General features: G+C 66.1%; 1 protein-coding gene. It reads left to right on the top strand.

The genetic code is table 11. The features are described from left to right. Positions 1–13,950 (top strand): non-ribosomal peptide synthase/polyketide synthase, encoded by a 13,950-nt coding sequence (locus FGE05_RS05780; protein ID WP_139642328.1) that lies wholly within the window; start codon positions 1–3, stop codon positions 13,948–13,950. The last annotated feature ends 6 nt before the right edge of the window (positions 13,951–13,956 follow it).

Below are 13,956 nucleotides of genomic sequence, written 5' to 3'. Positions count from 1 at the left end.
ATGACCACCGAAAAAACCACCGGCAATCCAATCGAAGACGTTTACCCGCTGTCGCCGTTGCAGCAAGGGATGCTCTTCCACTCCCTGCTCCACGAAGACTCCGGTGTCTATCTGATGCAGGACCGCTACCGCATCGGCGGGGCCATCGATGAAGTGGCCTTCCTGGAATCATGGCGCCAGGTGGTGGCGCTACACCCTTCCCTGCGCGCCAGCTTCCAATGGAAAAGCCAGAAGCAACCGGTGCAGGTGATCCACCGCGAGGTCAAGGTTCCGCTGGACACCCTCGACCTGCGCGGGCTCGCCGCCCACGAGCAGGAAGCGCGCATCCGCAGCCTGCTGGAAGACGAACAGAAAGTCGGCTTCAACCTGTCGAAGCCACCGCTGATCCGCTTTCGGCTGGTGCGCCTGGCCGATGAGTCCTACGAATTCATTCGCAGCTTCCATCATATCCTGATGGATGCCTGGTGCATTTCCCTGGTGACGGTGGACTTCCTCAAGGTCTACGAGGCGCTGTGCAACGACCGGACTCCGGAGCTGAAAAGCCCACGGCCGTTTCGCGACTACATCCAGTGGCTGCAACGCCAGGACGCGGGCAAGGCCGAGCAATTCTGGCGCGGCCAACTGCAAGGCCTCAATGCGCCGACGCCGCTGACCGTGGACAACGGCGTGGCCCATGATCGCTACACCGACGCGGTGCTGGTGGACGATCAGTTGATTCACCTGAGCGAACAGCAAACCCAGGCGCTGGCGGCGTTCTGCCGTAGCCGTCGGATCACCCCGAACACCTTTTTCCAGGGCGTCTGGTCATTGTTGCTGTCGCGCTACAGCGGCCAACGGGACGTGGTCTTCGGCGTCACCGTGGCCGGTCGTCCGGCGGACCTGACCGGCGTTGCGGAAATGATCGGACTGTTCATCAATACCTTGCCGCTGCGGGTGTCGGTGGACCCGGACGCCTCCCTCGGCAGTTGGCTGGGTGATCTGCAAGGGCTCAACGTCGACATGCGCGACTTTGAACACACGCCCCTGACGGATATCCAGGGCTGGAGCGATTTCCCTCGTGGCGAAACCCTGTTCGACAGCATCCTGGTGTTCGAAAACGCCCCCATCGATGAGCAAATTCTCGAAGGTGGTTTCCAGTTCAGCCTCGAAGGCATGGACCACAGCGTGCACACCCACTACGGCTTGACCGTGGTGATCCTGCCCGGCGAACAACTGGGCATTCGCGTGTCCTATGACCGCGAACGCTTCGAAGCCGCCACCGTCGAGCGCCTGCTGGGCCATATCGCCAGCCTCGTAGCGGGCATGCTGGCAGCGCCGGATGCGCCGTTGAGTCATTTTGATTTGCTGGCCGTCGAGGAGCGCCAACAACTGTTGGGCGATTGGGCGGTCAATCCCCATGATTTCCCGCTGGATCAGAGCTACGCGCAGTTGTTTGCCCACCAGGTCGCCCAACGCGGCGGGCAGGTCGCCGCCCTCTGTGACGGCGAGTCCCTGACCTACGCCGAGCTGGACCAGCGCTCCACACGACTGGCCCACGCCTTGCGCGAGGCCGGCGCCGGCGAAGATCAACTGGTCGCCCTGGCCGCCCCCCGTGGCCTGGCGCTGTTGACCATGATGATTGCCGTGTTCAAGACCGGCGCGGCCATGCTGCCCCTGGAAGTCAATCATCCGCCTGAACGCCTGCGGGAGATCCTCAGCCTGTCCCGCGCGCCGTTGTTGGTCGCCAGCGAAGGTTGCAGCGTCCTGCTCGATCCGTTGCTCAGCGGTCTGGAGCAGGCCCCAGTGGCGCTGTTCGCCGAAGCCTGCTGGAAGACTGGCAACGACTCGCCACTACCTGTTCTCGGCCGTCCGGACAGCCTCGCCTACGTTCTCTTCACCTCGGGTTCGACCGGTACGCCGAAGGGCGTGATGATCGAACAACGGGGCATGCTCAATAACATCTTCGGCAAGGTCCCGGCCCTGGGGCTCGGCGCCGAAGACCGGATTCCGCAGACCGCTTCGGTGGCGTTCGACATTTCCGTGTGGCAGTTCCTCGCCGCGCCGGTGCTCGGTGCCACCGTGCACATCCTCCCGGACGAAGTCGCCCACGACCCGCAGCGCCTGCTGCAGGTACTCGCCAGCGAACGCCTGAGCGTGCTGGAAATCGTCCCGAGCCTGATGCGCACCCTGCTCGCCCTGTGCCCGTGCGACCTGCAACTGCCGGACCTGCGCTGGGTGCTGCCCACCGGTGAAGCCCTGCCGCCCACCGTGGCCCGGGACTGGTTCGCGCGCTTCCCCGACATCGCCTTGATGAATGCCTACGGGCCGGCCGAATGCGCCGACGACGTAGCGTTCCAGCCGATCTTCGAAGCCCCGGCCGCTTACATCAGCCACATGCCCATCGGCCAGCCGACCGCCAATAACCGCCTGTATGTGCTGGACGAAGCCCTGCGTCCGGTGCCCGTGGGTGTCGCTGGGGAAATCTGTGTCGGTGGCGTCGGGGTCGGCCGTGGCTACCTGCATGATCCGCAGCGCACTGCTGATGCGTTCATCGAACATCCGCAACTTGAAGGCCGCGTGTACCGCACCGGTGACTTGGGACGCTGGCGCGCAGACGGGGTGATCGAATACCTCGGCCGCCGCGACCAGCAGGTGAAACTGCGTGGCCACCGGATCGAACTGACCGAAATCGAACACCGCCTCGCGCAACACCCGAACGTGCGCGAAGCCGCCGTCCTGCTGCGGGAAAACAGCGTCGGTGAGGCCTGGCTGGTGGCGTACTGGTCGGCCCATGACGACACTCTGGGCAGCGACGGCCTGGGCGAGCACCTGCGGGCGCAACTGCCGCCGTACATGGTCCCGGCCGCCTTCGTCTGCCTGGACAGCCTGCCGCTGAACAACAACGGCAAGGTCGATCGCAAGGCCCTGGCCGCCCGGGAACTGGACTGGCAGGCCGACGCCCAGCAAAGTATCGCCCCGCGCAACCCATTGGAAACCGCCGTGGCGGCGATCTGGGCCGAGGTCCTGGGGCGCGACACCGTGGGTGTGGAAGACAACTTCTTCACCCTCGGCGGCCATTCGTTGTTGGCGACCCAGATCGTTGCGCGACTGCGCAGCCATTTCAAACTCGACCTGCCGCTGCGCACGCTGTTCGAACAGCCCACCGTGGCCTTGCTGGCCGTGAGCATCGCCGCCCGCCAGGCCGATGCCGCCGCGCCACAAGCCGTCGCTCTCAAAGCGCCGAAAGCCCAGCCGCGCCCGGCCCTGTTGCCGCTGTCGTTCTCGCAACAACGCCTGTGGTTCATCGAGCAACTGACCCCGGGCACGACGCTGTTCAACATCCCGTTCGCCCTGCACCTCAAGGGTGAACTCAATGTCCAGGCGCTGCATGCCAGCCTGAATGACCTGCTGGCGCGCCATGAAATCCTGCGCACCGGCATCCACAGCACCGACGGTGTGCCTTGCCAACGCATCAGCGAATCGCTGGATATTGCATTGCCTTTCGAGGACCTGTCCGGCCTGACCGCCACCGCCCGCGAAGGCGCACAGTTCAACGCCCTGCAAGACACCTTCGAGCAGCCGTTCGACCTGACCTGCCCACCGTTGCTTCGCGCCCGCCTGCTGCGCCTGGCACCGGGAGAGCACGTGCTGGGCATCGCCCTGCATCACCTGGTGTCGGACGCCTGGTCAGCCACTATCGCGCTGCGGGAACTGGCCCTCGGGTATGAAGCCCGTTGCAATGGCGCCGCCGCTGAACTGCCGGCCTTGCCGGTGCAATACGCCGACTTCGCCCTCTGGCAGCGCGAACACCTGCAAGGCGCCGAACTCAAGCGCCAGCTGGATTACTGGACCAGCACCCTGGACCGCCGCGACAGCGAAGGCAGCCCGCTGCTGGCGCTGCCCACCGACCATCCACGGCCGTCGATGCAGAGCTACCGCGCCGGGATCGTCCAGCGCGAACTCAGTGCCGACCTCAGCGGCCGGGTGCAAGCCTTCGCCAGTCGCCTCGGCACCACGCCGTTCACGGTGCTGTTCGCCGGCTTCGCCGTGTTGATGCACCGCCTGAGCGGCGATGCCACCGTGCTGGTCGGCACCCCGGTCACCCACCGCGAACAACCGGGCACCGAAGGCCTGCTCGGCATTCTGCTGAACAACCTGGCGATCCGCGCCGACTTTGCGCCGCAGGCGGATTTCACCGCCCTGGTGCGACAGGTGGCCGAGCGCCTGCGCAGCGGCCTGCTGCACCAGGACCTGCCCTTCGAGCAACTGGTGGATAGCCTGCAACTGCCCCGCAGCCTCAGCCACGCACCGCTGTACCAAGTGATGGTGGCCCAGCAACTGGCCATGGAATCGCGGTTGCGCTTCCCGGGGCTGGAATTCGAAGCCCTGGACACTCCGTTGCGGCATTCGGAATGCGACCTGGATCTGCACGTGCTGTGCCCCGCCAATGCACCGATCCAACTGGAGCTGATGTTCGCCCTGGACCTGTTCGTCGCCGACAGCGCTCGCCAGACCCTGGCCCGCCTGGAGCACTTGCTCGAGCAGATGCTCGCCGAACCGCAACGCCCGGTGGCAGCCCTGCCGCTGTTAATGGACGCGGAATGGCAGCGCACGGTGGTGGAATGGAACCGTACCGAGATGGCGGTGCCCACCCATCTGACCTTTGCCCAACTGTTCGAACAACAGGCCGAGCGCACCCCCGAGCGTGACGCGTTGTGCTTCGAGGGCCGTCGCCTGAGCTACGGCGAGTTGAACCGCCGGGCCAACCAGGTGGCGCACTATCTGCGCAGCCGTGGCGTGGTCGCCAATCGTCCGGTGGCGCTGTGTGTCGAGCGCTCGCTGGAACTGTTGGTCGGCCTGCTGGGGATTCTCAAGGCCGGCGGCGCCTATGTGCCGCTGGACCCGACCTACCCGGTGGATCGCCTGGCCTACATGCTCGAAGACGCGCAACCGGCGCTGTTCCTCGGCCAACAGGGCCTGTTGGAACAGTTGGGCGCGGACCTGCCACGCCTGCGCCTGGACAGCGACGCGGCGCTGTTCGCCGATCAGCCGGACGACAACCTGCCTCCGCTCGCCGGGCCGCACGACCTGGCCTACATCATGTACACCTCCGGCTCGACCGGTAAGCCCAAGGGCACCCTGGTCACCAACGGCTCGGTGGTCAACCTGGCCTGGGCGCGGATCCATGGCCTGTACCGCCGTTACACCGACCAGCCGATGCGCACCAGCTTCAACTACTCGTTCGCCTTCGACAGCTCGGTGGCCGAACTCATCCTGCTGCTCGACGGCCACAGCCTGTACCTGACTCCGGAAGACGTGCGCTACGACCCACAAGCACTGGCGCAGTTCTTCGAGGAAACCCGCCTGGAGGCCTTCGAGTGCACCCCGGCGCAACTCAAGGCCCTGCTCGAAAGCGACGGCGTACGCCGTGGCGAGGTGTACCTGCCACGCTTCGTGCTGTTCGGTGGCGACGCCGTGGACGCGCAGTTGTGGCAACGCCTGCCGTCGATTGCCGGCAGCCGCTTCTTCAACACCTACGGCCCGACCGAGTGCACGGTGGATGCCACCGGTTGCGCGGTCGATGATTTCCCGGCGCGCCCCATCATCGGACGGCCGATTGCCAACGTGCGCACCTACGTTCTCGACGGGTTCCTCAACCCACTGCCGGTGGGCGTTCCGGGCGAACTGCACATCGGCGGTGCCGGGGTGACCCTGGGCTACCTCAACCGTGCCGAGCAGACCGCGAAGGTGTTCATCGAGGACCCCTTCTCGCCGCTGGAAGGCGCGCGGATGTACAAATCCGGCGACCTGGTGCGCTGGCTGCCCGACGGCCAGCTCGAATACCTCGGGCGCATGGACCATCAGGTGAAGATCCGTGGCTTCCGCGTCGAACTGGGGGAAATCGAAACCCTGATCGGCGCCCAACCCGGCGTCCGCCAGGCCGTGGTGCTGGCTCGGGAAGACGTGCCCGGCGAGAAGCGCCTGGTGGCCTACGTGACCTGTGACGAGCAGGCCGATGTCAACGCCTGGCGCAAGACCATCGGCGCCGCCCTGCCCGACTACATGGTGCCTTCGGCGTTTGTGCTGCTCGATGAACTGCCGCTGACCGACAACGGCAAACTCAATCGCAAGGCCCTGCCGGCGCCGGACATCCAAGCCGCGCCGGACGCCCTCGATCCGCCACGCAGCAGCGCCGAACGACAACTCGCCGCGCTGTGGTCGGAGTTGCTGAAGGTGCCGTCGACGCAGATCGGTCGCGACAGCCATTTCTTCTACCTCGGCGGTCATTCGCTGCTGGCAGCGGCGTTGTTTGCCCGTCTGCGCCAACAGTTCGCCACGGTGCCGCCGCTGCGGGCCGTGTTCGAACATCCGACCCTGGAGGCCCTGGCCGCGCTGCTGGGCGATCCGCTGCAAGCGTCCGCCGCGACCTTCGTCCCGGCACCACGTCCGGCGCGCTTGCCGTTGTCGTTCGAACAACAACGCTTGTGGTTCCTGGAACAACTGAGCGCCGGCGGTGGCGAATACAACGTGGTCAGCGCCGTGCAATTGGACGGTGAGCTCGACACCCGGGCCCTGCAAGCGGCCCTGAACAGTGTGGTGCAACGTCACGAAATCCTGCGCAGCCGCATCGTGCGCGAGAGCGATGGCGAGTTGGCGCTGGTCATCGAGCCGCAAGTCGACATCACCTTGCAGTCGACAGCCCTGGAAGCCACCAGCGACGCGCACTGGCAGCAACTGAGCGACGACGCCATCCACGCAGAAACCGGACGCCGTTTCGACCTCGCCAGCCAAGTGCCGATCCGCGCCACCCTGCTGCAACGCAGCGGTCACGCCCAAGCCTTGCTGTTGCTCACCGTGCACCACTGCGCCACCGACGATGCCTCCAGCCAGAACCTGCTGGATGAACTGGGCCGCTGCTACAGCGCCCATTGCCAGGGCTCCGTGGCAACGCTGCCGGAACTGGTGCTGCAATACCCCGACTACGCCCTCTGGCAGCGCGAGCCGGGTCAACAGACCGCGTTCAGCAGCCAGTTGGAATACTGGCGTGGGCAACTGGAGGACGGCGACTACCTGCTGGACCTGCCCACCGAACAGGGCCGCCCCAACCACCTCGCCCCGGCAGCCGGTGCGGTGCAATTGCAACTGCCGCCGGCCCTGGTCGGACGTCTGCGACAGTTCGCCCAGCAACGCGGCGCCACCCTGTACATGCTGATGCTCAGCGCCGCGCAACTGCTGCTGGGTCGCTACGCCAACCAGCGCGACGTGCGGGTCGGCAGCCCGGTGGCCCAACGTCCGTTCGCCGAGCTGCAGCCGCTGATCGGTTGCTTCGTCAATACCGTGGTCATGCGCGCCGATCTCGATCCGAGCCTGGACTTCGAAGGCTTGCTGAGTCAGGTCCGTCACCGCGTACTGGACGCCCAGCAGCATCAGGACGTACCGTTCGACCAGGTTGTCGAGCACCTCAAGCCGGCCCGCAGCCTCGGCCAGACGCCGTTGTTCCAAGTGCTGTTCGCCATGCAGAACGGGGATTCCTCCTGCCCGCACTGGCCGTCGTTGCAGGTCAGCGAACGCGCCGTGAGCGCCCAGGCCACCAAGTACGATTTGAACTGGGAAGTGTATGACGGCGAGGTGCTGTCGGTGTTGCTGGAATACCGCGCCGCGCTGTTCAGCGAAACCACCGCCCGGCGTTGGCTGGAGCAATGGCAGCAACTGCTGGAAGCCATGCTCGATGCACCACAGACCCGCCTCGCGGACTGGTCGCCGTTGGCAGCGACAGAGCGCCAGCGCCAACTGGTCGAGTGGAACGCCACCGAGCGTCACTACAGCGGCCCTACCGACCTGCACACCGCCCTCAGCCAACAAGCCGCCCTCAGCCCCAACGCCCCGGCGCTGGTGTTCGAAGGCCAGCACCTGAGCTACGCCGAGCTGGATCACCGGGCACAAGCCGTTGCCCGGGCCCTGCGTGCGGCCGGCATCAGCACCGATGACATCGTGCCGGTGTGCATGGAACGCTCGGTGGACATGGTCGTCGCCCTGCTCGGCATCGTCCATGCCGGCGCCGCGTGGCTGCCGCTGGATCCGGAACTGCCCGCCGGGCGCCTGGCCTTCCTGATCGAAGATGCCGACGCCAAGGTCAGCCTGACCCAGGCGCAGTGGTTGTCGCGCCTGCCAACCGGCCATCAGGCCTGGACCCTCGACACCCTGCCCCAGGCTCCGGCGTTCGACCCGATCAGCGTCGCGGCCAGCGACCTGGCCTACGTGCTCTACACCTCCGGCTCCACCGGCCAACCGAAAGGCGTGATGAACGAACACGGCGCCTTGATGAACCGCCTGTACTGGATGCAGGACGCGTTCCCGATTGGTCCGAACGACCGCGTGCTGCAGAAAACCCCGTACAGCTTCGACGTCTCGGTGTGGGAGTTCTTCTGGCCGCTGATCACCGGCGCCACCCTGGTGGTAGCCCGTCCGGATGGTCATCGCGACCCGGCGTACCTCAGCCAACTGATCCAGCAAGAACAAGTCACGACGTTGCACTTCGTACCGTCGATGCTCCGCGCCTTTGTCGAGGAGCCGAGCCTGGTCGATTGCCGCAGCCTGCGCCAGGTGTTTGCCAGCGGCGAGGCGCTGCCAGTGGATCTGGTGCGGCGTTTCATGGGCCAACACCCGACGGCGCTGATCAACCTGTACGGTCCGACCGAAGCGGCCATCGACGTATCGGTATGGCGCTGCTCGGTGGACGATGTGATCGTGCCCATCGGCAAACCCATCGCCAACCTGCGCCTGTACATCCTCGACGAGAACATGCAACCGCTGCCTATTGGCAGCATCGGTGAGCTGTACATCGGTGGTGTCGGCGTCGCTCGCGGTTACCTCAAGCGCCCGGACCTGACCGAGGAACGCTTCCTCGCCAGCCCGTTCATCGACGGGGATCGCCTGTACCGCACCGGTGACCGCTGCCGTTTCCTGGCCGATGGCAACATCGAATACCTCGGACGTCTGGATCACCAGGTGAAGCTGCGCGGCCAGCGTATCGAACTTGGCGAAATCGACGCTGAGCTGCTGGCGCAAAGCGGCGTTCGCGATGCCGCGACCCTGCTGCTGGACCAACGCTTGGTGAGCTTCTGGTGCGGTGACGCAAACGAGGCAGTCATTCGTAGCGCATTGAGCAACAGCCTGCCCTCGCACATGCTGCCCAGCTTCTTCGTCCAGCTCGACAGCCTGCCCCTGAACAGCAACGGCAAACTCGACCGCAAGGCCCTGACCGCGACCCCGCTGCCGGAACACCACAGCGACCGGCCGCACACCGCGCCGCGCACTGCCACGCAAAGCGCGCTCTGCGAGTTGTTCAGCGAAGTGCTGGAATGCGCGTCGGTGGGCATCGAAGATCACTTCTTCCAGCTCGGCGGCCATTCCCTCTTGGCGACCCGACTGGTCAGCCGGGTCCGTGAACGCCTGGGGGTTTCCCTGCCGTTGGCAGTGGTGTTCGAACGCCCGACAGTCGCGGCCCTCGCCGATTACCTGGGCGTGGCGACAGCGGACGAATCAATCACCGTGCAGCCGCGTCCGGCGACACTGCCCTTGGGGCTGGCGCAGAAGCGCTTCTGGATGCTCAGCCGCCTGGTGCCGGACTCTCGCGAGTACCACATGCCGTTCGCCCTGACGTTGCGCGGCGAGCTGCAGGTCCGCGTCTTGCGCGAAGCCTTCGAACTGGTCAGCCAACGCCACCTGGTGTTGCGCAGCCGGATTGTCGAAGTCCAGGGCGAGCCGCAACTGCTGATCGACGACCACGGGCCAGCGCTCGCGGTCACGGCCGTTGCCACACAGGATTGGACCGCGACCTGCGCCACGGCCCAAGCCGAGTTGATGGCGCCGTTCGACCTGGCCGCCGCCGCGCCTTGGCGGGCGCACCTGCTGCAACGCCTGGACAGCGACGAAAGCCTGTTGCTGGTGTGCCTGCACCACAGCGCCACCGACGGCTGGGCCATGCAGTTGCTCATCGATGAGCTGACCCAGGCTTACGCCGCCGGCCTCGATGGGCAATCGCCGGGCTGGACGCCGCTGGCGATCGACTATGTCGACTTCGCCCTGTGGCAACAGCACCCGGACACCCAGGCCCGACGCAATGACAGCCTGGATTACTGGAAAAACCACCTGGGCCAGGACGACTACCAGCTCGACCTGCCCATCGACCATCCACGGGGCGCCGAAGCCGATCGTCGGGCCCGTCAGTTGATCGTCAACCTCGGCACCCAGCGCGCCGAATCGATCCGCCAGTTCGCCCGTCAGCGCGGCACCACCACTTACGTGGTGCTAGCCTCGGCCCTGAGCGCACTGCTGGCGCGTTACAGCGGTCAGCGCGAGATTCGTCTCGGCACTCCGGCAGACCAGCGCGATCAGCCGCAATCCCAGACGTTGCTGGCCTGCCTGGTCAACACCCTGGTGATCCGCAGCGAAGTCGACCAGCGGGCCCCGGCCGAGCAATTGCTCGCCAGTCTCGAAGCCGATCTGCGTGCGGCCCAGGCCCACGCGGACCTGCCCTTCGCCACCCTGGTCGGCGCCGTCGCCCAACACCGCGACCTGAACCGCACGCCGCTGTTCCAGGTGCTGTTCTCCCTCAACTATGGCCGCGTGGACAGCAGCCAATGGCCGGGACTGGAGGTCGAAGAGCAGACGCTGCCGGTGATCGACGCCAAGTTCGAACAGAGCTGGGAAGTCCAGGACGACGGCAGCGACATGACCCTGGCGCTGGAATACCAAGCGGCGCTGTTCGACGAGTCGACGATGCAACGCTGGAGCGCGCAGTGGTGTGCGCTGCTGGATGCGTTGGTGGCGGCGCCTGGGCGAACGCTGATCGAGCTGTTCCCGCAGCAGCAGGATCAGCAGCAACTGGACCGCTGGAACGCTACCGAGCGTCACTACAGCGGCCCTACCGACCTGCACACCGCCCTCAGCCAACAAGCGGCCCTCAGCCCCAATGCCCCGGCACTGGTGTTCGAAGGCCAACGCCTGAGCTACGCCGAGCTGGATAATCGGGCGCAAGCCGTCGCCCGGGCCCTGCGTGCAGCCGGCATCGGCACCGATGACATCGTACCGGTGTGCATGGAGCGCTCGGTGGACATGGTCGTCGCCCTGCTCGGCATCGTCCATGCCGGCGCCGCCTGGCTGCCGCTGGATCCGGAACTGCCCGCCGGGCGCCTGGCCTTCCTGATCGAAGACGCCGACGCCAAGGTCAGCCTGACCCAGGCCCAGTGGCTGTCGCGCCTGCCAAGCGCGCATCAGGCCTGGACCCTCGACACCCTGCACCCGGCACCGGCGTTCGACCCGATCAGCGTCGCGGCCAGCGACCTGGCCTACGTGCTCTACACCTCCGGCTCCACCGGCCAACCGAAAGGCGTGATGAACGAACACGGCGCCTTGATGAACCGCCTGTACTGGATGCAGGACGCGTTCCCGATTGGTCCGAACGACCGCGTACTGCAAAAAACCCCGTACAGCTTCGACGTCTCGGTGTGGGAGTTCTTCTGGCCGCTGATCACCGGCGCCACCCTGGTGGTCGCGCGTCCCGATGGTCATCGCGATCCGGCGTACCTCAGCCAGCTGATCCAGCAGGAACAGGTCACCACGTTGCACTTCGTGCCGTCGATGCTCCGCGCCTTTGTCGAGGAGCCGAGTCTGGTCGACTGCCGCAGCCTGCGCCAGGTGTTTGCCAGCGGCGAGGCGCTGCCGGTGGATCTGGTGCGGCGCTTCATGGGCCAACACCCGGCAGCACTGGTCAACCTGTACGGCCCGACCGAAGCGGCCATCGACGTGTCGGTCTGGCGCTGCTCGGTGGACGATGTGATCGTGCCCATCGGCAAACCCATCGCCAACCTGCGCCTGTACATCCTCGACGAAAGCCTGCAACCGCTGCCCATCGGCAGCATCGGTGAGCTGTACATCGGCGGTGTCGGCGTCGCTCGCGGTTACCTCAAGCGTCCGGACCTGACCGAGGAACGCTTCCTCGCCAGCCCGTTCATCGACGGTGATCGCCTGTACCGTACCGGCGACCGCTGCCGTTTCCTGGCCGATGGCAACATCGAATACCTCGGACGTCTGGATCACCAAGTGAAGCTGCGCGGCCAGCGTATCGAACTCGGTGAGATCGACGCCGCGGTGCTGAACCTGCCGGCCATCACCGGGGCCTGCACCCTGGTCATCGATAACCGGCTGGTGGCGTTCTACAGCAGCAGCGCGGCGCAATCGGGCCTCGACACCCTGCTCGCCGCCGAGTTGCCGGCCTACATGGTGCCGGCGGTGTGGGTCCACGTCCCGACGCTGCCGCTCAACAGCAACGGCAAGATCGACCGCAAGGCCCTGGCGGCCCTGCCCTTGCCGCAAACCCAGAAAGACTACGCCGCGCCGCGCAACGCGCTGGAAAGCCTGTTGTGCCAGTTGTTCGGCGAGCTGCTTGGCGAAAGTCTGACCGGCGGCCGCGAGGTCGGCACCACCGACAGTTTCTTCGCCTTGGGCGGGGATTCGATTCTCGGTCTGAAGCTGATCTCACGCCTGCGCGAACACGGCTACTCGCTGACGCCACGGGACCTGTTCCGCTCGCCCACCCCGGCGGCGCTGGCCCAGGTGACCACGGCCCTGCTGACCCAGGCCGAACAGGGCGAAGTGACCGGTACGATGCCGCTGATGCCTTTGCACCAGTGGTTCTTCGACCAACAGCAACCCCAGGCCGCGCACTGGAACCAGTCCGTGCTGGCCGACAGCGACCGGCGTCTTGAGCCAGCCATCGTGCAGGCGGTGTTGGATCGCTTGGTCGCGCACCACGACGCCCTGCGCTTGCGCTTCGCCGAGGTCGACGGACAGTGGCAAGCACGGATCGCTCCTGTAGCGCCGGCGCAAATGACTTGCTGCGAGCACCCGGATCAACTGCTACAGGTCGCACAAAGCCTGGACCTGCAACACGGTCCCCTGTTTGCCGCTGCCCTGCTGGAAGGTGAACCGCAGCGCCTGTATCTGGTGGCTCATCACCTGGTGGTGGATGCGGTGTCCTGGACGCCGCTGCTGGAGGATTTCCAACAGCTGTATTCAGGACTGGAGCGCGGCGAACAAACCACCTTGCCGGCGAAAACCACCTCCTACCGCCAGTGGGCCGAGCACCTGCATGCCCACGCCGCCAAGGTAGCGGGCGAACAGCGCTACTGGAGCACTCAGATCAGCGTGAACCGGCCGCCGGTTGCCACCGTGGCCGAGCGCCGGACCCTGTCGGCCCGTTGGGAGGTCACCCGCACCCACCAATGGCTAACCGAGTCCCACGCAGCGTACCGCACGCAACCGGAAGAACTGCTGATCGCCGCCCTCGCCGCGACCCTGGCGGAAACCGAAGATCGCAGTGACATCGTCGTGGATCTGGAGCGCCATGGCCGCGATGCGCCTTTCGACGGCCTGGACGTCAGCCGCACGGTTGGCTGGTTCACCACGCTGTTCCCGTTGCGCGTCAGCGCCAGCGGCGCCCATGGCGACCAGGTGCGCAACGCCAAGGAAGCCTTGCGTGCCGTGCCGGGCCAGGGCCTTGGCTACGGCTTGCTGCGTCAACGGGGTGAACTTCCGGCCAGTCATGGCGATGTGCTGTTCAACTACCTCGGACATGAGCAGACGCCCGAGGGCTGGTTGCGCGCCAGCAGCCTGACCCCACCGTCGGACGTGTCGCCGGCCAACCGGGTGACCCATGCTCGCGAAGTGGTGGCGTGGCTGGAGGACGGCGTGTTGCGTGTCGAATGGCACAGCGTCACGCCGGAGGCCGACAGCCGCTTGCCCGCTCGCCTGTTGGAGCACCTGCAAGCGCTGGTCGAGCACTGCCTCGATCCGCAGGCCGGCGCGCTGATGCCCTCGGACTTCCCGCTCGCCAAGGCGCTGAACCAGAAGTCCCTGGACAAACTGCTGGGCAAGCTCAAGACCAAACCGAACTCCCAAAGCCAGTGAGTGGCG

The sequence above is a fragment of the Pseudomonas sp. ICMP22404 genome (assembly GCF_006227205.1).
Classification (GTDB): Bacteria; Pseudomonadota; Gammaproteobacteria; order Pseudomonadales; family Pseudomonadaceae; genus Aquipseudomonas.
The sequence above is the reverse complement of the archived record's forward strand: the minus strand, read 5'-3'. Positions and strand labels throughout refer to the sequence as shown.

What these genes read in the sequence shown, in the direction of transcription:
- FGE05_RS05780 (WP_139642328.1), top strand. Translation starts at nt 1, where the DNA reads ATGACCACCGAAAAAACCACCGGCAATCCAATCGAAGACGTTTACCCG.